The sequence below is a fragment of the Lacibacter sp. genome, assembly GCF_035299325.1.
Classification (GTDB): domain Bacteria; phylum Bacteroidota; class Bacteroidia; order Chitinophagales; family Chitinophagaceae; genus Lacibacter.
In genome coordinates, this window is sequence record NZ_DATGWT010000018.1 from 47340 (window position 1) to 67291 (window position 19952).

The following is a 19952-nucleotide window of genomic DNA, read 5'->3' on the forward strand; positions in this document are numbered from 1 at the left end:
GTTAAATTTGAAACCGATGAAGTATTCTGTTGTTTGTTTTTTTCTTTTACTGTTCTGTTGTTCAAAATTGCTGGCACAACTTGCACCAATCGGCCAATGGCGTGAGCATATGGACTATCGCTCGGGCAAACGTGTGGCCTTAGCTGCTGATAAAGTTTATGTTGCTACAAACTTCGGTGCTTACAGTGTTGGGCGGGAAGATGGAGAAATTACCAGGATAAGTAAAGTAAGTGGATTGAATGATGTGGGGGTACGTACGCTGAATTATTATACTGCCGGCGAAAAACTGCTCATCGCTTATAACAACAGTAACCTCGATGTACTTTATCGTAATGATGTAATAAATATCCCCGATATACTCCGCAGCACTGTTACAGGAGATAAAACAATTTACAATATCAGTTTTCATAACAACAAAGCGTATCTCAGCACAGGTCTTGGTGTAATTGTAGTTGACTTGCAGAAGTACGAGATCAGCAACACATTTATTATTGGCAACAATGGAGCAAATGTAAAAGTGAATGGTTTTGCAGCTGATGCAACAAGGTTTTATGCAGCAACCGAAGAAGGATTGAAAGTTGCGGACCTGAATGCAACAAACCTGAATGATTACAGAAGCTGGACAACAGTAAGTGGAACCAATGGTTTACCTGCAGGTGCTGTACAACAGGTATTCACGATTAACTCAACAATTGTTCTTCAATGCTTCAATACGATTTATGTAAACAATGCTCTTAATTGGCAAGCTATTTATAACGATGCCTGGCGATGGGAATCGGTGAATGTAAGTGATGCTGCTATTCTTATAAGTGAGGAACGTTTTGGATGGATTGAACGAAGAGTATTATCGATCAGCACCAGTGGAGTTGTAAATACAACTGTTCAGAATAACAACGAACTGCGTTACCCATTTCATGCTGTTAAAAGTGGAACAGAAATATGGATCGCCGATTTTGAAAAAGGATTGGTGAAAGCCGAGGGCAGTTTGTTTGAACGTTATGCCATCAATTCACCTTATGGTCCGCTGGATGGCGAAATGTCTTTCTTCAACAACAAATTATATGTTGCCGGAGGAAGTATTAACGATGCATGGAATTATCAATTCAACGGTACAGGTTTTTTTACGTTTGATGGTAATGAATGGAAAGATTACAATCGATCTAATTTATCCTTTATGGATACGGTGTTTGATGTTATCAGTATTACTGTTGATCCACGAGATGAAACAATTTATGCGGGATCGTTTGGTGGTGGTTTGGTAGAATTTAAATCAGCCACACAATACAAGATCTACAAACAGAATTCGCCTTTGAATGTTACTGTTGGTGACCCAAATAATTATCGTGTTGGAGGTATGGCTTTTGATGCTGCCAATAATTTATGGATCAGCAATTTTGGCGGCAGTAATAATTTTTTGGTGAAGAAAGCTGATGGTAATTGGCAACAGTTCCGTGTGCCTTTTTTAATACAGGATAACATGGTTGGTGCCGTGCTCATTGATGATGCTGATCAGAAATGGATAAAGGTGCCGCAGGGAAATGGATTGTTTGTTTACAATCATGGAGCATCAATTGAGAGTACAGGCGATGACCGTTGGAAATGGTTTCAAACAGGAAGAGGCAGCGGTAATCTGCCAAGTAATGCAGTGAACTGCATGGTAAAAGATAAAGATGGTTTTATCTGGTTAGGTACAGATAAAGGCATTGCTATTATTCAATGCCCCGGTGAAGTATTTACAACAAACGGGTGCGAAGCGTTTCAGCCGGTTGTGCAACAGGATAATTTTGCAGGATTTCTATTCGAGAATGAAGATGTGCGGGCAATAGCTGTTGATGCTGCCAACCGCAAATGGGTAGGCACACGCAATGGTGTTTGGTTAATAAGTGCTGATGGAGAAAAAGTGTTGGAACGTTTTACTACAGAAAACAGTCCGTTGTTGAGTAATGCAATCATTCGTATTGCAATTGATCCAAAAACCGGTGAAGTATATTTTTCAACCTTCAATGGTATTTGCAGTTATCGTGCAGGTGCAACAGAAGCAAGCGAAAACCCTGATAAAGTAATTGTGTTTCCAAGTCCTGTGCCACCGGGCTACAATGGTAGTATTGGTATTCGTGGCTTGCCGGAAAATTCTATTGTGAAAATTGTTGAATTGAATGGACGATTGGTTTATCAGACAAGATCATTAGGGGGACAGGCAGTCTGGAACGGAAGAGATTACAGGAATCAACGTGTATCAAGCGGCGTGTATATGGTATTGGCAAAAGATGAATTTGGCGCAGAGAAACAAGTAGGCAAGATCGTATTTATAAAATAAGTGAAGATTGAGTAATGTGCTCCATAAAACAAAGGCAGTTATTTTACGAACAGTAAAATATGGTGAAACTAGCTTAATTGTATCGGCCTATACTGAATTGTATGGATTGCAGAGTTATATTGTGCAAGGGGTAAGAACAAACGCAAAGAAGGGCGGGGCTAAAGCCAATTATTTTCAACCCGGTGCTATTCTAGAGTTAATCGTTTATCATCATGATGTAAAAAACCTGCAACGTATCAAAGAGTTCCGATGGAGTTATTTGTATGAAGAGTTGTTTGCTGATGTTATAAAAAACAGTGTATTGCTGTACATGATGGAACTGTTGCAGAAATGTGTAAAGCAACCCGAAAATAATCCTGATCTGTTTTATTTTGTTGAAGAAGCATTGATGCAATTAGATAAAACATCGTCTGCTGTAACTGCTAATTTTCCTTTGTACTTTTCGTTGCATCTTACTAATTTTTTCGGTTTCCAAATGAATACAGAAGATGCGGAACGATATACTGTTTTCGATCTGCAGGAAGGAAGTTTTACCGAACATTATCCGCAGCATGTTTATTACATCGAAGGCGAATCTGCTAAACTCATCAGCGAGTTATTGAAAGCCATGCAGCCAAATGAGTTAATAGAAATTCCTATGAATTACCAGCAACGCCGTCAGTTGCTTGAAGCAATAGAAGTGTATTACATGTTTCATATGCCCGATTTTTCAAAGATGAAAACATTGCCGGTATTACAGCAGATCATGGAACCGTGAAGACGAATGATTAGTGATGAATCCGAGGATAGTTGAGATTGATGAAAAGGGGTAGTGTTATCATAAAATCCTTTCTGAACTGCTGAAGTCTTCTGCCAATAATACAACGCCGGGCTGTTTTCCCTTTTCAAAACTTCCTAACTCTTCATCCCACTGTAAAGCCTTTGCACCATTCAATGTTGCCATTTGCAGAGCCTGCTCAGTTGATACAGATGTATGCTGCAGCAAAGCCTGTATTTCTTTGGCAATGCTTAACTGCCAGTTGCTGCTGTAGCTGTCGGTACCCAACACCAGTTCACAATTTTGTTGTTGGAACAATGCAACGGGTGGCACTTTGTTTTCAATATAAAGATTGGCATTAGGGCATAAACAGTAAACAAGTTGTAATCCATTGCTTGTTGCGTAATCATTTGCCCAAACAATATCTTCTTCAGGCATAAAAGTATTATGCACCAAAAAGATCGTTTGACCATTGTTGAAAAAAGGCAAATAAGAGCGGATACTGCTTTTTCCTGTTACAGGAAATGGTGAAGTATCAATTCCAAACACACGAAACAATTTTAAAAAATCGCCACCACCAGTTTTATACAATTCATCTTCGGCGGGATTCTCCTGGTTGTGAATTGAAATGATCTGTCCGGTTGTTGCTTCATTAATCAGCTGAAATGTTTTTGCAGATACACTGTAAGGCGCATGAGGAACCAGAGAAGTACGATGTACAAAGTTGGAAGTACGAAGTACAGTATTCAACTCGTTTGCTATTGCCTGATAATTATTGATGTTTTCTTCAGCTTTCGCATCATAAAAACCCAACACTTCCACAAAATTCTGCCAGCGGATCTTGCTTTTGCTTTTTACAGCAGCTGTATCAGCAGTATTGCCAATATCACCAACTGCAACTGTTCCGTTTTTAAACATTTCCTGCTCAGCTTCTGCAATAGCAGCCGCAATGATATCAGCTTTAAATCCACGTTTTGTTACAACTGAACACAAGAAATCGATCAAGCCGGTATGTGGCGGAATCACGTTTTTCAAATGACTTAACTCCAGGTGGCAATGACAGTTGATCAATCCGGGTGAAAGAATCCCTTTCAGTTGTTCAACATCGTCACCCGCATCAGCAGATGTAACAATATCAATTATAACCCCTTCTTCATCTATAACCAATACTTCATCATCGTTTCTGAACCTATATCCATCAAACAACCTGTCTGCTCTTAATTTCCTGTAGCGCATGCGTTAATTCATTTAAATTTGCCGCTCAAATTTAAGACTAAACAATTCCCTTTCAGGAGCACAGATTTTATGTTAGATAAATTAGAAGCTATCCAGGCAAGGTTTGATGAAGTTGGCGTGGCATTGACCAATCCCGAAATTGTTGCCAATAACAAACAGTTCTCGGCATTGAGTAAAGAGTACCGCAGCCTGGAAAAACTGGTGCAATCACGTAAAGAATACCTATCCGTTCTGGCCGATCTGCAGAGTTACAAAGAGGCATTGAATGGTAATGACGAAGAATTACGTGAAATGGCAAAGGAAGAATTGCCCGGACTTGAAGAAAAGAAGGAGACTTTAGAAAAATATATTCGCCAATTGCTTATACCAAAAGATCCGCAGGATGATAAGAATGCCATTCTTGAAATTCGTGCAGGAACAGGTGGCGATGAAGCCAGCTTATTTGCAGGTGATCTGTTGCGGATGTATATAAAATATTGTGAGCGTCGTGGATGGAAAACAACGATCCTTAGTGAAAGCGAAGGAACTGTTGGCGGGTATAAAGAAGTGCAATTAGAAGTTACGGGCGATGATGTATATGGTACGTTGAAATTTGAAAGTGGTGTTCACCGTGTACAACGTGTACCTGCTACTGAAACCAGTGGCCGTGTACACACCAGTGCGGCAACGGTTGCTGTAATGCCGGAAGCAGAGGAAATCGATTTTGAATTACGGGAAAGCGATGTAAAAATGGAAACTTCCAGAAGTGGTGGTGCCGGTGGCCAGAACGTAAATAAAGTAGAAACCAAGGTAATGCTGACGCACATACCAACCGGTACGGTGGTGATCTGTCAAACAGAACGTACACAGTTAGCAAACCGGGAAAAAGCGATGCAGATGATGCGTACCCGTTTATATGAAGAGCAGGTGCGTAAACATGAAGAAGAAATTGCCCGTCAACGAAAAAGTTTAGTGAGTACCGGCGATAGAAGCGCCAAGATCAGAACCTATAATTATCCGCAGGGCCGAGTAACTGATCACCGTATCGGCCTTACACTTTATAACTTAGATGCAGTACTCAATGGCGAAATTGAGGAGCTCATCGATGCTCTGCAGTTTGCAGAAAATGCAGAAAAACTTACTCTGCAGTAATAGTAAACCCTGAAGGGGTATCAATTTCAAACTACAAGCGAATACTTCTTTGCTCGATAATACGGTCAAAAAAGAATGAGTTTCTTTACATGCTCTTTGGAAAAAGACAGGTAGAGATGAAGTTTCTTTTGCAGCCAACAAACAAATTGCTATAGCTGTGAAAGTCATAATTCTCACTATTATGGCCTGAAATGAAATAAACTTTCATTTTTGGCATTATGTTTTCTAAATCAATAACGTTTAAAAATTTAAGAATAAACTTACGAAGCAGGGAAGAGAAGCTTGCCTGCTGAGAGAATAACCAATTTTTTAAAATCCAATAAAATCCAAATCTCTATGAAAAGGGTACTTTTCTATTCTTTACTGCTAGTAACTGCAGCAGCTTGTCAAAAAGAAGACAGCGTTCAAACTGAAACAACTGAGTTACTTAACCAGCAATCAGCATCAAAAAAACTTGAGACATGTGATTTCCTCAAAGGGAATTACAACAATGTCAGACGGGGAGATATCTCAGAAACAAACATTTCATCAAAAGGCAGAGACAGGGATAGAGACGGCATTGCAGATGCAACAGATAACTGCCCTTCAACCTACAATCCTGATCAACTTGATTCTGACGCAGACGGAACAGGCGATGCTTGTGATAACAACAGTATCACTACAAACCCAATAACACCTGTTTCAACTTCATCGTGGGTTATTTTTCTTGATTTCGATGGACAAACAGTAACTACTCCATACTGGAACGGTGGCAGAACGATCGATTGCACCCCATCAGGCTTTTCAAGCACAGAAATTGCAAACATTCTAACCGAAGTAAAGAATGATTATTCAGTTTTCCCGACAATTGTTGTAACAACTGATTCTACGGTTTACTTTGCCGCAAGTACTGCAAAACGCCAGCGTGTGATCATTACAGAAAATAATGGTTGGTACCAAGGTGCTGGTGGTGTTGCATATATTAACAGCATTACATGGGGTATGGATATACCGGCATTTGTTTTCTCAAAAGCACTTGGCTATAATCAGAAATACAATTGGGAAGCAACTTCACATGAAGCTGGGCATACACTTGGTTTAAATCACCAGACAAAGTATGATGCTAATTGTAATTTTGTTGCCGATTACAACCCGGGCGGTAATGGTGAAGCGCCGATCATGGGTGTATCGTATTACCAGCCTATAGGTAAATGGTGGGTGGGTACAGCTTATTCCGGCTGCAATACCATGCAGGACGATGCTAAGCTCATTGCAAATAAAGTTCGTTAAACAGCTAACTTAATTCCATAAGTAAAGACCCGGAGATTTTCCGGGTCTTTTGTTTTTGAAATAAATTGAAGAGCTGATCATTTCGGCTTATAATTGGTGAAGCCATAATAAAGAAATAATATGATTTGCTTGCATTCAAATTTATTTTCATGTATTTTGATTATCCCATCTTTTAAAACTTAAACTATGTTAGAACAGCTGTTCAACCTTGTAAAAGAGCAGGCCGGCTCATCAATCATTCAAAACCCTGATATTCCCAATGAACGAAACGATGAAGCAATTGCAGATGTAACCAACAATATTTCCGGAGGGTTGCAACAGGCATTGGCTGGCGGCCAGTTTAACGACGTACTCAGTTTATTGGGTGGCCGTGGTGGAGATCTGCAGAGTAATCCTTTGGCCAATCAGCTTTCCGGCAACGCAGCCCAATCATTGATGGAGAAATTCAACCTGAATCAAGGCCAGGCGGGTGGTATTGTGAGCAGCTTGTTGCCTGGAGTTTTACAGAAATTTATCTCAAAAACCAATGACCCTGGCGATAACAGCTTCGATCTGCAAGGTATTTTCAGTTCATTAACTGGCGGAAAAACCGGTGGCCTCGATCTGCAGGGTTTGTTAGGCCGTGTTACACAAGGCGGCCTCGACAGGGATGGAGATGGAGACACCGATATGAGCGACATTATTAATATGGTAAAAGGAGGAGCCGCACAACAACAGCAAGAACAGGGATCTGGCGGAGGAATGATGGATCTTGTAAAAGGGCTATTTGGCCGATAACTCACTTTTAATGAATTATTTCTAATCTGTTAGAGTTGGACCAACTACCAGTTCAATTCGTTAATTAATCTTACATGTAACCAATTGGCATGGTTTTCGAAATATGGAGTATAGCATTGAGACGCTGACAAATCCTTTTAGGATTTTTTAACAGATAGTGAGCAAACTTTGGAATGCGGTTAGCGTCTTACATGTACAAGATCTTTAAAGCAGTCAATTTTCTCATAAGCAGTTAGTTTTGGTTAACGGTCCCGGTTTCTACCGGGACCCGTTTTAAAAAACAAAACGTTTCAGGAAATATTAACAAGTAGCTGACAGTTTGGAGTGAGTGATTGACCGAACTTTGTATAACAAATCTGAATTTAAATTTTTCTCATAAGCAGTTAGTTTTGGTTTCGACCCCGGTTTCCACCGGGGTCTTCTTTTTGTACTAACAATAAGATGAATCCTGTGATTGCTCCGGCGGCATCGGCCACCATGTCCCACACATCAAAATCACGCCCCACCCAATCCTGTACGTACTCCATTACAATCCCGTAAATCATCACAATAACCGTGATACGCAACAATTGAGAAACAAGATTTTTCCTTGTTGCAGAAATTGTTTTCTGATAATAACCCCATAGCCAAACCATTATTCCAAACAGAAGAAAATGAATAGCTTTATCGATCCCTGAAAACTCAAGTGGTTTTTCCTGGTTGATATTAATTGGCGGCATCACCAGCAATAAAAAAATAATGACCGACCAAAATATGGCCGGCCATTTTGTATTAAGATATTTCCGGAGTTGTTGTTTCATTATGCAACCAGTGCACCATATGCAGCAGCATCCATCAAAGCTTCAACATCAGCAGGGTTGCTTACTGTCACCTTTACCATCCAGCCTTCTCCATAAGGATCATTGTTTACGGCTTCCGGTTTATCATTCAAGGCGCTGTTTACTTCAGCAATAGTACCGGCAACAGGCAAAAACAAATCACTTACTGTTTTTACAGCTTCCACTGTACCAAAAACTTCTTCAGCGTTTAATGTTTTACCAACAGTATTAATGTCAACATAAACAATATCGCCCAATTCACGCTGTGCAAAATCGGTAATACCAATTGTTGCAACATTGCCTTCTAAGCTGATCCATTCGTGGTCTTTTGTGTAGCGGAGATTCTCTGGAAAGTTCATGATGTAGTTGTTTTTAAACGCTGCTAAATTGATTGTTTTCCTGCAATCAGAAAAATAAAAATTTCTTCTTCAGTTTCATTTTAATGATGCGGATATCTTCCTTTGGCCTGTCATATTGATCACGCTCTGCCTGCGCAATCGTATCCACAACCTCAATACCTTTTACCACTTCGCCAAAAACGGTATAGTTCTGATCGAGATGCGGACTGCCGCCAATCTGTTTATATACAGCACGATGTTGAAGCGGAAGTTTGCGCCCACCTAATCTTTTTTCTTCAATATCATTTAAGGAACTGTCTGTGTGAACTTTTCCCTGCACAATATAAAAATGACTTCCACTACTGGCTTTTTCAGGATTGTTATCACGTGCTGCAGCCAGCACACCTCTTTTATGAAAAAGCGAAGTATCAAACTCGGCAGGTATTTTATTTTTCAAGCCTCCGCTGCCATAACGTTTGCCGGGAACAGGATTTTTAGTTGAGTCATCACCCGCCTGGATCATAAATTCTTTGATAACACGATGAAACAGGATGCCATTATAATAGCCCTGCTTTACCAACTTAATGAAGTTATTGCGGTGTTTGGGTGTTTTATCACTCAACTGCACCACAATGGTTCCCTTGCTGGTAATAATTTTCACCTTACGGTTACGGGCACCCGCATCAGCCATGAATAGAAAAAAGCAGAACAATAAAACAGTCAGTCTCATTTAAAATCCTTTTTGTTCAAAGTAGAGCAGTACATGATCCTTGATAAAGTTCTCCTGTTCACGCATATCCATGCTGGGCATGGCTTTCAACTGTTTGAAATGGGGCCATCCATCTTTATCATAATCATCAAATTCAAAATAACCACTTTGGGAGAGGAGAGAGCAAACTGCTACGTGCATCAAATCCTGCTTTTGCTCCTTGGTATATTTTTCTTTCAACTCACCAAACTCCTGCACACCGATGAGGAAGAGAATTGCTTCCAGATCGGGCTTTTTCCCAAAGCGTTCTACCATTTTCTGTTCAAGGTTCATCCACCTTACAAAAAGATCATTCGCTGCATCCATAGGCCGCAAAGATAGTGGATAGCCGATAGTCGTAAGTTGTAAGCTGTTGTTGACGTACTTATACGAAGTACTAATGGCGAACGACTTTTTGAAATTCGGCCTTCTTTTTGCGTGATGGGAAATGATTTTAAGATACAACCGTTTATAAAATGATTTTCGCTTAAGCAAACGGCATTGTATTTTCACAACCTAAACCGAGATTACATGTTAAAAACCGCAGAAGACATCAAAGTCCTGAATGAGAAAATTGAATATGCCGGAAGTTTTCTCGACCGGCTGCGTGCAGAAGTTGGAAAAGTATTGGTAGGACAGCAATATATGGTCGATCGTTTATTGATTGGCTTGTTGGGTAACGGTCATATTTTACTGGAAGGTGTGCCCGGTCTTGCAAAAACGTTGGCGATTAAGACGATTTCTCAAGCGATCAACGCAAAATTCAGCCGTATCCAGTTTACTCCCGATATGTTACCGGCCGATGTAATCGGTACCATGATCTATAATCAGCAGAAGAATGAATTCTTTGTTCGTCGTGGTCCCATCTTCGCCAATTTTGTGTTGGCTGATGAAATTAACCGTGCCCCGGCAAAAGTGCAGAGTGCCTTACTCGAAGCTATGCAGGAACGCCAGGTAACAATTGGTGAACATACTTACAAACTGGAAGAACCTTTTCTTGTGTTGGCTACACAAAATCCATTGGAACAGGAAGGAACTTATCCGTTACCTGAAGCACAGCAAGATCGTTTTATGCTGAAGGTGGTGGTTCATTACCCGACGAAAGAACAAGAGCAACTGATCATTCGCCAGAATACACAACAGATAGCTTCCCCGGTGATTAACCCGGTTGTTTCTATTCGTGAAGTAACAGAAGCACGTGATCTTGCACGCACCATTTACATGGATGAAAAAATTGAGAATTATATTCTTGATATTGTATTTGCAACACGTAAACCTGAACAGGTTGGTTTAAGCAGTCTCAAACCCTTGATCGCTTACGGTGGTTCACCAAGAGCTTCCATAAATATGGCATTGGCATCTAAAGCAGTTGCATTCCTCAATAAGCGTGGGTATGTGTTGCCGGAAGATGTACGCACCATTGCTGCTGATGTATTGCGCCATCGTATTGGTTTAACCTACGAAGCCGAAGCAGAAAATGTATCAGTTGAAGAGATCATCAGCCAGATATTGAATGCAGTGAAAGTGCCTTAATCCCGAAAGAAATAGACATTCTTCAACTCAGAACTTAATAACTCAGAACTCCTTTTGTTAACTACCGAAGAAATATTAAAGAAAGTAAGGGCGCTTGAAATTAAAAGCAAGCGACTCACCAATCACATGTTCACGGGTGAATATCATTCGGCGTTCAAAGGCCAGGGCATGAGTTATAAAGAAGTGCGTGAATACCAGCCGGGTGATGATATCCGTTTTATTGATTGGAATGTAAGCGCACGCTACGCACATCCTTACAGTAAAGTATTTGAAGAAGAGCGTGAACAAAGTGTATTTCTTTTGATCGATAATAGTGCGAGCATCAGTTTTGGTACACACCTTCAACGAAAGAAAGATCTTGTAACAGAGTTAGCTGCTGTACTTGCTTTTTCCGCTGTAAATAATAATGACAAAGTTGGTGCTATTTTGTTTGGTGATAAAGTGCAACGTTTTATCGCACCAAAGAAAGCAAAACAGCATACACTTTATATTGTACGTGAAATGCTGAGTAATGATGCAGCATCAAAGCAAACAAATTATATTGATGCATTCCGCATGTTTAATAATGTGTGCCGGAGAAAAAGTATATGCTTCCTCATCAGTGATTTTTTAGGAAAGGGGTATGAAGATGCTTTGCGTGTTGCCTGTAAAAAGCATGATGTGATCGGTATTAAAATTTACGATCAGCTTGACATGCGTTTGCCTGATGCGGGTTTGTTGCAGGTAGCCGATGCCGAAACAGGTGAGCAACGTTGGATCGATACATCAAGCTCATTGGTTCGCTTTGAATACGAAAAAGATTTTCACAAGCATAACGATCATGTAAAAGATGTTTTCCGCCGTTCGGGAGCCGATCTGTTGCATATGCGGGCAGGAGATGATTATGTAAAAGTGTTACAGAAATTTTTCATTAACAGGAGCAGATGATCAGACGGGAATTTTTTATTATAATTTGTTTTTTGATGATGGGCCTGTCTACGATGGCCCAGGTAACTCCTGTTGTAACAGCATCAAAAGAAAAGATATTTATTGGCGAACCGGTAAAGCTCAGGTTTGAATTAAAAGCCATCAGTCGTAATGCGGAAGTGCATTGGAAGTTTCCCGACAGTATTCCTCACTTTGAATATGTATCGTTTGATACCACAGATCTGTTGAAACGTGAAATCACTATCACCAGTTTTGACAGCGGCCTGTGGGCTGTTGAAAACGTAACAGCTGTTATCCCTTCAAACGTAAATGACAAAGAGCAGTTAGTGACTTTTCCAATAAAGGAAATACTGATCGAATACGATACAACAGGTAACCAATTGCTGAACGATGTAAAACCCATCATTGATGTTAATGCTGGTGAAGCATGGATCGGTTATGCAGTGGCCGCTGCTGCCGTTATTGCGTTGATCTGGTTGATCATTCTCTTCAGCAGATGGAAGAAGAAAAAGATCAGTACTGTTATTGAAGAATCGGCAAATACGCCCTTGGAAGATTTCCTGATCACAACAAAACGATTGAAAGGAGAGGAATGGGATGCGCAACTCATTCAAAAGAAAAATTTCTCCGATCTGTCACTTGCTGTAAAGCGTTATTACGAACGTAAACTTCAGCAGCCATTTACGAGATTAACAACTGATGAACTGGCGATGCAATTGAAGCCGTATGTACTGAATGAAACGCTCATCAACATCATACAAGCACTTCGTTTAGGCGATGCGGTAAAGTTTGCAAAGTTTGCCGCACCTAAAGATGAATGTCTGCAAACAATTGAACGTATGGAAACAACCATCAAACAATCAGAAAAAGAATTGAAACCCGATGCTTAACGAGTGGTATCAACATATTGTATTTGCATATCCCTACCTGCTGTGGTTGCTGTTATCGTTACCATTATTGATCGTTTGGTATATCATCAGTCATAAAAAATCTTCTTCATCAATTACAGTATCATCGTTAGGTATTTATCGTAAAACGGGTAGTTCAAAAAACGTTTTGCGTCATTTGCCTTTTGTTCTTCGTTTGCTTTCACTCGCACTGCTGATCGTTGCTATTGCCCGTCCGCAAACGAGAAGCAGTGAAGAACGTGTGGAAGGTGAGGGGATTGATATTATTCTATGTATGGATGTAAGTGGTAGTATGCTGGCGGAAGATTTCAGTCCAAACAGGTTGGAAGCAATGAAAAAAGTAGCATCTGATTTTGTGGATGCAAGAAAAACAGATCGTATTGGGTTGGTAATTTTCTCTGGCGAATCATTTACACAATGTCCGCCAACTACTGATTATGCTGCACTTAAAAGCCAGATATATGCGGTACGCAGCGGAATTTTGCAGGATGGTACGGCGATCGGCTCTGGCTTATCTACCAGCGTAGAGCGTTTGAAAACAAGTGAATCGAAAAGTAAAGTGGTGATTCTATTAACTGACGGAGAGAATAATGGCGGGTTGATTCCTCCAAGTACCGCCAAAGAAATTGCGAAAGCGTACCAGGTGAAAGTGTACACCATTGGTATGGGTACCGAAGGCTTTGCGGCATTACCACAACAAACAACCGGTGGTGTTGTGCGTACGATGGAGAAAGTGAATATTGATGAAAAACTGTTACGTGAAATTGCCAATGAAACAGGGGGTAATTATTTCCGTGCGAAGGATAATGAAAGCCTTGGTAAGATCTATGCAGATATTGATCAACTTGAAAAATCAAAAATTGAAACAAGTACATTCTCCCGCTATAAAGAAGAATTTTATCCATTTGCAATTGCTGTAGTGGTATTGCTTTTGATTGAAGCCTGGCTACGTTATAAAGTGTTGCGGAAGTTTCCTTGATTTTTGGTGCAGAGGATTTACTTTCTTCAATTGTCTCAGTGCCTTTGCCCCTTTCTGGCAAATAATTTTTCCATCCCTCCATGGCGATCTATTCCTTTTCTTTGCATTGCATGAAAGCCCTCATTTATAAATCGACAGGTAGTTGGTATGTTGCCAAAACAGAAGAAGGCAAGATCGTGCAGGCACGTATCAAAGGAAAGTTTAAGATCGATGGATTTACTTCAACCAATCCTATTGCAGTTGGAGATGAAGTGGAGATTGAAATGGAAAATGACCTGGAGCAGACGGTTATGATCACTGCTATTGCTGATCGCAGGAACTATATTAATCGCCAAAGTCCGGCTAACAAACACCAACATCATATTATTGCTTCCAATCTAGATCAGAGTTTATTGTTTGCTACACTAAAGGAACCACGAACGTCCCAGGGGTTTATTGATCGTTTTCTTATTGCATCGGAAGCGTATCATATTCCAGGTGTGATCGTTTTTAATAAGGCAGATGTTTATAAGAAAAAAGAGCAGGTCCAATTTGAAGACTGGAAAGAAATGTATGAAGCGGTGGGCTACAAAGTGATTCTGGCTTCTATGGAAAACGGTTTGGGAATTGATGATATTAAAACAGCTTTGAAAGATAAAGTAACCTTATTGAGCGGACATTCCGGTGTAGGAAAGTCGACTTTCATCAATGCATTGATGCCCGATCTTTTGCTACGAACAGAGGAAGTAAGCGGCTGGAGTGGCAAAGGAATGCACACCACCACATTTGCTGAAATGTACGATTTGCCATTCGGCGGAAAGATCATTGATACACCTGGTGTAAAGGAATTTGGTCTCGTTGATATCAGCCGGCAGGAACTCTCCCATTATTTCCCGGAGATGCGGGTGCTCATCAACGATTGTCAATTTAATAACTGTCTTCATCTTGAGGAGCCGGGCTGTGCAGTAAAAGAAGCTGTGTCAAAAGAGGAAATTCATCCACTTCGTTATATCAGTTATTGCGGAATTCTTGCCACAATTGAGACAAAAAAAAACTACTAAGCCGCATTTCATCTTCTTTGCTTCTTAATAGTCACTTCCTTAAAGGTGGGCGAATGATCTACGCTTCTCCGGGATCAGCATCTTTCAACGCATCAACCAGCTCGGCAATTGCCGCATTTTCAAAATGTTCACTCTTTTCTTCCAAAGACGGGAAAACAGAAATGCCATTGAAAATATTAAAACTGAGTGTAAGGGCTGTGCCTTTGTAAATAAAATCCCAATAAAGCGCTTCAAAATCATCAAGCTTCTTGGTAAAGGAGATCTTTAACTTGTCGGCAATAACATCTGCCCAGCGATGAAATTTTTCATAACTGGCATCATCGTCAAGGACTGCCTCGTTATATCCTACATGGTTGCGTAATGTTGGATTCATAGCGGTAATATTTATGGTGTTATAAATGGGGTTAGTTCTCTTTATATTATTTAGCTGTTAAATCGTTTCGCTTTTTTCACCTTTTCACCGCTCAGTAACTTCTCGGCTCCAACATTCTTGCCATTGGTTGGACATCCTTCCTTGGGTGTTCGTTTAAACACATTGCAACTTGTCATGAAAGACAGTAATATTACGACAAGCGCTGCTTTGGTGATCTGTTTCATATAATTATTCTTGTTTAACATTTAGATATTGACAATGTTCGTACCGTAATCAGTTATTTTCTGTTAAGGCATCTTTAAACCATCCCGAATACTTGATATAATTATTAGCGATCCGGTTGATCTCGCCATGGATCAGTTCCTGGCTGATGTCTTTTACTTTTTTAGCAGGAACCCCTGCATAAATACTTCCCGCTTCCACCACTGTGCCTTCCAGCACTACCGCACCTGCCGCAATAATCGAATTGCTGTTGATGATGGCATTATCCATCACAATAGCACCCATCCCGATCAACACATCATCATGCACAGTGCATCCATGAACAATGGCATTGTGCCCGATGCTTACATTATTTCCGACAATGGTTTTCGTCTTTTGGTATGTTGCATGTAACACCGCCCCATCCTGTACGTTCACCTTGTTGCCCAGTATAATGCTGTTTACATCTCCCCGAATAACGGCATTGAACCATACGCTGCATTCATTGCCCATTACTACATCGCCTACGATGGTAGCATTAGGAGCAATAAAGCAATCGTCGCCAAATTGGGGAAAAACGCCTTCTACAGGAAGAATTACGGGCATACGGAATGTGGTTTTAGTTCGTCTGTAAATTTCGTAATGTTTTCTGAGGGCACATAATGTTTGCCGTCTTTTTTAGTGTATTGCCCGATTTTTAACTTCATTCTGCCTATAAAGGTCATAATAAGGCCATGTTTCCGCATTTATCCAACAGATATACGTATGTATTAGACCGTTGGTTTATACCATTTACAAAACCAGTAAGCTTGGAAACCGTTCAACTATTTCCCGACATTTGCAACACAACACAATATGAATCAACGGGAATTATTTTTAAAGCACGTCGCTCAAACTTCATCAGCACCTCTGGCCCTTGAAATTGTAAAGGCCCAAGGAAGCCGTTTATGGGATGCAGATGGTAAAGAATACATCGATCTGATTGCAGGCATAAGCGTTTGTAATGTGGGGCATCGTCATCCAAAAGTGGTGGAAGCTATCAAGCAACAGGTTGACAAATACATGCACCTGCTTGTGTATGGCGAGTTTATTGAAAGCCCGGAAGTGCAGTATGCGAAACTGCTTACCGATCATTTACCCGCATCGCTCAACTCTGTTTATTTTACCAATTCCGGAACGGAAGCAACTGAGGGTGCCATGAAGCTGGCTAAACGGGTGACCGGTCGTACTGAGATGGTTGCATTTAAAAACAGTTATCATGGAAGTACACAAGGTGCATTGAGTGTGATGGGTGATGAATATTGGCGGAATTCATTCCGTCCGTTGTTGCCGGGAGTTCATCATGCAGATTATAATTCGTTTGAAGCACTGGAGTTGATTGGAAATAATACTGCTTGTGTAATTGCTGAAACCATCCAGGCCGAAGCCGGTGTAAATGCGCCGTTGAAAGAATGGATCACGGCCTTGCGGAACCGTTGCAATGAAACCGGCACCTTATTAATATTGGATGAGATACAATGTGGCTTTGGCCGAAACGGTTCACTTTGGGCATTTGAACAGTTTGAAGTGGTGCCTGATATTTTATTATTAGGAAAAGCATTGGGCGGTGGAATGCCATTAGGGGCATTCATAGCCAATAAAGAATTAATGTGGAACTTCACAGAGAATCCTGTGCTTGGTCATATCACTACGTTTGGTGGTCATCCTGTTTGCTGCGCAGCAGGAATGGCGGCTATGAATGTTTTATTGGAAGAAGAACTGGTGAAAGGAGTGAATGAAAAAGAAATTCTCTTCCGCACATTATTGCATCATCCGAAAATTGAAGCAGTGCGTTCACGTGGTTTGATGATGGCGGTTGTGTTTGATAGTTTTGAGACAAATAAAAAAATAATTGATGCCTGTATTGCACAAGGGGTGATTAGTGATTGGTTTTTATTTGCCTCAAATTGTTTGCGTATTGCGCCACCGTTAACGATTTCTGAAGAAGAAAGTACAAAAGCTTGTGAAGTGATAATAAGTTGTTTGAACGAGATATAACTTTCTTCGTGCCTTCATGTCGTTGCGGCAACCATTAAAACTGCAACCTGAAACTTCCAAATACACCAAAGCGTTTATATTGCTCGGTGGGTAATGGTTGCGGGGCAAGTCTCCAGATAAAATCGAACCGCAACACCCGGAAGATATTATCTACACCTGTACCCACTTCCATATACGTTTTTCCATTGAGCGATTGGAACTGGTGACCACGATCGAATATGGCGCCCACCTGGTTAAAGCTGCGGTTCGCATCACTCAAGCTTCCCCATAAAACTTTTGCAGTCCAGAACTGTCGCAACTTTAGTTTGCGTGTTGGTCCTAATAGACGGAACATGCCATTACCGATATTATGTTCAACGTTTATACCAGCATACTCATCGCTCAGGTACTCAAACCTGTTCATTAGGTTGAACGCATATTTATTATAATAGAAAATTTCATTGCCGGGATGAATCTCTAATAAAGGAAACGGAAGTGTGCCATAGATTTTACCACCGTATACATTATAATAAAGCTCACCTAGATTAGCGATCTTAAAATAATCGTGTACCGATGCGTTTAAACGATGGTACTGGTAATTGCTTTTTAAGAAACCAGGGAAACCTCTTGCATATTTAATTTCAGCAATAGGATAGGGGCTGCCTAAACTCGATCGTAAGAATGTTCCTTCGAGGAAACGTTCAAGATAGGCATAGCGAATACGAAAACCGACTTCAGAATTATTCAAAGCTTCTCCAACTCCATCGGGGTAAATTGATTTAGAAGGTAAAGAACGAATTGGATCGAACCGTTTACGTGTAGCAGAAACTTCGAATGTGAAACCGGCATGTGTTTCTTTGGAGAATTCAATACGTTGTTGTTCTACCCGCAGGAACTTGATAGGCACTTGCGATTTACGTGCAGCTAATGTAAATACGTTATCGGTACCCACTTCATCATAATAACGTTGACCGTTATCATAATCATTTGTGTACGACAAATACATACGAACACGTGGATCTCGTTTAAAAAGATGTGTGATCTCTGCCCGTCCCTTGAACTTCTTATCAGTAAATCCATAAGCGAGATATCCACGCAACCACCATGTTTTACTGAAGTTAGTACTTGTTCCCAAATCCAATCTTGTACGAAAGCCTTCCACCACATTTGAACTCATCACGTTGAACCAAGGTCCATATTCAAAACTTCCGAATGCTTTGTAACCTGTTGCAAGAAACGTAGCAATTTCGCTGTAACGTTTAAAGAGCGGCATTTTCTGCAACGTATCGATCATGCTGTAAATGGCCTTTTCATTTTTTGCAAGTTCTTCGTGCCGTGACTCTTTCCAATAAGTTTCCGGTTGCTGTGTTGAACCTGCAAGCAGTATTGTTTCTTCCAGTTTTTTATTTTTCTGCAACTGCTCCCACACCACACCTGAATTAATGAGCACATCTTTATAGGTAGTTGTCTTTCGCCCCGTTACTCCAAACTTCTGTTTGCCGATTGGTGCCACATCAATAATAAATTTATCCTTCAGCAAAAACCAAATAGAGTCGTTCACGAATTTGTATTCCTGCACAATACTCAGCTTCTCCACATAATTCACATTTGCTTCTTTCGATAATCGCAGGTTCATTTTCTGTACGGCAAATGTGGTATCATGTATCCAGCAATCACCTTCAAATGTATTTTCTCCTTTTCGCTTGGGTGTAAACACCAGATGAAAGAAACGTTTGCCTGCTACATATTGTGTATCGGGCACACGATAACTATAAAATGCATCGCCATTATCACTAATGGGGCTGATGAAACGTTTATCAAAAATCGGTATGTAGTTATTGTACACATTGATATTCTGATCCATGCCACCCAATAATTTCTGTACACTTTCATTATCTACACCCGATGTGCGACTGGCTTTGATCTCTTCCCGTCTGCGTAATGGTGATTTCTGATAATAGTAATTTGAAATCGTTTCTGTGAGAAATATCGGCAGAAATGGTTTTTCTTCACTTGTACTGTCAACTGTTTGATCAAGAATAAAGCCAAATGGTTTGAGAGGGCCAATGTTCTTGAACTTATCTTTATTGAAACGGTTAATATCAAGTTCAAGTTTGTTGTATAATTCGTAACCAAAATTTTCGAAACGGTAACGGTCGTTAACCGGTTTTTGCCGAACTACTTTTCTCCAAAGGATCCATCCTCTTCCATATTTCGATTTCACCACTACTTCTTTTCCTGCACTGCCACGTTCAAGTTGAATTGTTAAGAAAATAGTGTCTTTTAATGTTGCAGGTAATGCAACGGTCATGCTGTTATAACCAACATAACTTACGAGCAGGGAATCGCTTGCTGAAATGGAAGCGAGGGTCAATGAAAACAAACCTGCTGAATCACTCAGCTTACCAATACTTGTATTTTTCAACTGTACTGATGCAAAAGGAATAGGCTCATCGGAGTGTGAATCTTTAATGATACCGGAAACAACTTTTGTTTGCGCCGTTATGTTTAAGATGCACAGGACACACAGCACAATAGAAACGATATACTTCATCCGGTTAATGCGATTGTTTGGAACGATAAA

The 19952-nt window shown here is 40.5% G+C and carries 20 protein-coding genes; 11 read left to right on the forward strand and 9 right to left on the reverse strand.

What is annotated here, in order from left to right:
* The first annotated feature begins 16 nt into the window (after positions 1-16).
* Both VK159_RS11155 and recO read left to right on the forward strand, forming a co-directional pair.
* Positions 17-2317, forward strand: a complete 2301-nt coding sequence (locus tag VK159_RS11155) for a two-component regulator propeller domain-containing protein (protein WP_324230219.1) — start codon at positions 17-19, stop codon at positions 2315-2317.
* Positions 2318-2333: 16 nt separating this feature from the next.
* Entirely contained in the window at positions 2334-3074 is a 741-nt protein-coding gene (recO, locus tag VK159_RS11160; RefSeq protein WP_324230279.1) for a DNA repair protein RecO, read from the forward strand.
* A 60-nt stretch (positions 3075-3134) separates the two neighbouring features.
* Here the strand turns inward: recO and VK159_RS11165 are convergent, their stop codons facing one another.
* Positions 3135-4310: an amidohydrolase family protein gene (locus tag VK159_RS11165; RefSeq protein WP_324230220.1), complete on the reverse strand. Its 1176-nt coding sequence runs from the start codon at positions 4308-4310 to the stop codon at positions 3135-3137.
* A gap of 69 nt (positions 4311-4379) precedes the next feature.
* Here VK159_RS11165 and prfA point away from each other — a divergent pair, with 69 nt between their 5' ends.
* The 3 genes from prfA (at position 4380) to VK159_RS11180 (ending at position 7487) form a co-directional block, all read left to right on the forward strand.
* On the forward strand, positions 4380-5441 hold the full coding sequence (gene prfA, locus VK159_RS11170) for a peptide chain release factor 1 (protein ID WP_324230221.1): 1062 nt from the start codon (positions 4380-4382) through the stop codon (positions 5439-5441).
* Positions 5442-5777: 336 nt separating this feature from the next.
* Complete coding sequence (locus VK159_RS11175) at positions 5778-6710, forward strand: thrombospondin type 3 repeat-containing protein (RefSeq protein WP_324230222.1); 933 nt, start codon at positions 5778-5780, stop codon at positions 6708-6710.
* A gap of 186 nt (positions 6711-6896) precedes the next feature.
* The gene (locus VK159_RS11180) at positions 6897-7487 is read left to right on the forward strand and encodes a hypothetical protein (RefSeq protein ID WP_324230223.1); all 591 of its coding nucleotides are present in this window, start codon (positions 6897-6899) and stop codon (positions 7485-7487) included.
* 383 nt (positions 7488-7870) lie between these two features.
* On the opposite strand, the gene VK159_RS11185 is transcribed toward VK159_RS11180, so the two are convergent.
* From VK159_RS11185 to VK159_RS11200, 4 genes are read right to left on the reverse strand one after another with little or no spacing between them, the layout of a single operon-like run.
* Complete coding sequence (locus VK159_RS11185; protein WP_324230224.1) at positions 7871-8287, reverse strand: VanZ family protein; 417 nt, start codon at positions 8285-8287, stop codon at positions 7871-7873.
* Entirely contained in the window at positions 8287-8664 is a 378-nt protein-coding gene (gene gcvH / locus VK159_RS11190) for a glycine cleavage system protein GcvH (protein WP_324230225.1), read from the reverse strand. The genes VK159_RS11185 and gcvH overlap by 1 nt, the downstream gene beginning before the upstream one ends.
* A 46-nt stretch (positions 8665-8710) precedes the next feature.
* Positions 8711-9373: a peptidylprolyl isomerase gene (locus VK159_RS11195; RefSeq protein ID WP_324230226.1), complete on the reverse strand. Its 663-nt coding sequence runs from the start codon at positions 9371-9373 to the stop codon at positions 8711-8713.
* Positions 9374-9718, reverse strand: a complete 345-nt coding sequence (locus tag VK159_RS11200; RefSeq protein ID WP_324230227.1) for a hypothetical protein — start codon at positions 9716-9718, stop codon at positions 9374-9376.
* 204 nt (positions 9719-9922) lie between these two features.
* Between VK159_RS11200 and VK159_RS11205 the strand changes: the two genes are divergently transcribed.
* The 5 genes from VK159_RS11205 (at position 9923) to rsgA (ending at position 14778) form a co-directional block, all read left to right on the forward strand.
* Positions 9923-10924, forward strand: coding sequence for a MoxR family ATPase (locus VK159_RS11205; RefSeq protein ID WP_324230228.1), 1002 nt, complete (start codon positions 9923-9925; stop codon positions 10922-10924).
* A 54-nt stretch (positions 10925-10978) separates the two neighbouring features.
* On the forward strand, positions 10979-11851 hold the full coding sequence (locus VK159_RS11210; RefSeq protein ID WP_255460236.1) for a DUF58 domain-containing protein: 873 nt from the start codon (positions 10979-10981) through the stop codon (positions 11849-11851).
* Between the two features lie 35 nt (positions 11852-11886).
* Positions 11887-12741 (forward strand): hypothetical protein, encoded by an 855-nt coding sequence (locus VK159_RS11215; protein WP_324230229.1) that lies wholly within the window; start codon positions 11887-11889, stop codon positions 12739-12741.
* Entirely contained in the window at positions 12734-13738 is a 1005-nt protein-coding gene (locus VK159_RS11220) for a VWA domain-containing protein (RefSeq protein ID WP_324230230.1), read from the forward strand. Before VK159_RS11215 ends, VK159_RS11220 begins: the two co-directional genes overlap by 8 nt.
* Positions 13739-13848: 110 nt before the next feature.
* Positions 13849-14778 carry a ribosome small subunit-dependent GTPase A gene (gene rsgA, locus VK159_RS11225; protein WP_324230231.1) on the forward strand — a complete coding sequence of 310 codons (930 nt, stop codon included), beginning with the start codon at positions 13849-13851 and terminating at the stop codon, positions 14776-14778.
* 58 nt (positions 14779-14836) lie between these two features.
* Here the strand turns inward: rsgA and VK159_RS11230 are convergent, their stop codons facing one another.
* Genes VK159_RS11230 through VK159_RS11240 form a run of 3 tightly spaced genes read right to left on the reverse strand, consistent with a single transcriptional unit; the run spans position 14837 to position 15958 of the window.
* Positions 14837-15151 (reverse strand): hypothetical protein, encoded by a 315-nt coding sequence (locus tag VK159_RS11230; RefSeq protein WP_182802372.1) that lies wholly within the window; start codon positions 15149-15151, stop codon positions 14837-14839.
* Between the two features lie 50 nt (positions 15152-15201).
* Positions 15202-15375: a hypothetical protein gene (locus tag VK159_RS11235; RefSeq protein ID WP_324230232.1), complete on the reverse strand. Its 174-nt coding sequence runs from the start codon at positions 15373-15375 to the stop codon at positions 15202-15204.
* Positions 15376-15424: 49 nt separating this feature from the next.
* Complete coding sequence (locus VK159_RS11240; protein ID WP_324230233.1) at positions 15425-15958, reverse strand: gamma carbonic anhydrase family protein; 534 nt, start codon at positions 15956-15958, stop codon at positions 15425-15427.
* A gap of 249 nt (positions 15959-16207) precedes the next feature.
* Here VK159_RS11240 and VK159_RS11245 point away from each other — a divergent pair, with 249 nt between their 5' ends.
* The gene (locus tag VK159_RS11245; RefSeq protein ID WP_324230234.1) at positions 16208-17389 is read left to right on the forward strand and encodes an aspartate aminotransferase family protein; all 1182 of its coding nucleotides are present in this window, start codon (positions 16208-16210) and stop codon (positions 17387-17389) included.
* A gap of 34 nt (positions 17390-17423) precedes the next feature.
* On the opposite strand, the gene VK159_RS11250 is transcribed toward VK159_RS11245, so the two are convergent.
* On the reverse strand, positions 17424-19922 hold the full coding sequence (locus tag VK159_RS11250) for a DUF5686 family protein (RefSeq protein WP_324230235.1): 2499 nt from the start codon (positions 19920-19922) through the stop codon (positions 17424-17426).
* Between the last annotated feature and the right edge of the window lie 30 nt (positions 19923-19952).

Bases quoted from the DNA above. Each gene is read 5' to 3' on its own strand.
- VK159_RS11215 (WP_324230229.1), top strand. From the start codon at position 11,887: ATGATGGGCCTGTCTACGATGGCCCAGGTAACTCCTGTTGTAACAGCA.
- VK159_RS11220 (WP_324230230.1), top strand. From the start codon at position 12,734: ATGCTTAACGAGTGGTATCAACATATTGTATTTGCATATCCCTACCTG.
- rsgA (WP_324230231.1), top strand. From the start codon at position 13,849: ATGAAAGCCCTCATTTATAAATCGACAGGTAGTTGGTATGTTGCCAAA.
- VK159_RS11155 (WP_324230219.1), top strand. From the start codon at position 17: ATGAAGTATTCTGTTGTTTGTTTTTTTCTTTTACTGTTCTGTTGTTCA.
- VK159_RS11185 (WP_324230224.1), bottom strand. From the start codon at position 8,287: ATGAAACAACAACTCCGGAAATATCTTAATACAAAATGGCCGGCCATA.
- VK159_RS11245 (WP_324230234.1), top strand. From the start codon at position 16,208: ATGAATCAACGGGAATTATTTTTAAAGCACGTCGCTCAAACTTCATCA.
- VK159_RS11165 (WP_324230220.1), bottom strand. From the start codon at position 4,310: ATGCGCTACAGGAAATTAAGAGCAGACAGGTTGTTTGATGGATATAGG.
- VK159_RS11175 (WP_324230222.1), top strand. From the start codon at position 5,778: ATGAAAAGGGTACTTTTCTATTCTTTACTGCTAGTAACTGCAGCAGCT.
- VK159_RS11200 (WP_324230227.1), bottom strand. From the start codon at position 9,718: ATGGATGCAGCGAATGATCTTTTTGTAAGGTGGATGAACCTTGAACAG.
- VK159_RS11180 (WP_324230223.1), top strand. From the start codon at position 6,897: ATGTTAGAACAGCTGTTCAACCTTGTAAAAGAGCAGGCCGGCTCATCA.
- VK159_RS11195 (WP_324230226.1), bottom strand. From the start codon at position 9,373: ATGAGACTGACTGTTTTATTGTTCTGCTTTTTTCTATTCATGGCTGAT.
- VK159_RS11240 (WP_324230233.1), bottom strand. From the start codon at position 15,958: ATGCCCGTAATTCTTCCTGTAGAAGGCGTTTTTCCCCAATTTGGCGAC.
- VK159_RS11235 (WP_324230232.1), bottom strand. From the start codon at position 15,375: ATGAAACAGATCACCAAAGCAGCGCTTGTCGTAATATTACTGTCTTTC.
- prfA (WP_324230221.1), top strand. From the start codon at position 4,380: ATGTTAGATAAATTAGAAGCTATCCAGGCAAGGTTTGATGAAGTTGGC.
- VK159_RS11205 (WP_324230228.1), top strand. From the start codon at position 9,923: ATGTTAAAAACCGCAGAAGACATCAAAGTCCTGAATGAGAAAATTGAA.
- VK159_RS11250 (WP_324230235.1), bottom strand. From the start codon at position 19,922: ATGAAGTATATCGTTTCTATTGTGCTGTGTGTCCTGTGCATCTTAAAC.
- gcvH (WP_324230225.1), bottom strand. From the start codon at position 8,664: ATGAACTTTCCAGAGAATCTCCGCTACACAAAAGACCACGAATGGATC.
- VK159_RS11230 (WP_182802372.1), bottom strand. From the start codon at position 15,151: ATGAATCCAACATTACGCAACCATGTAGGATATAACGAGGCAGTCCTT.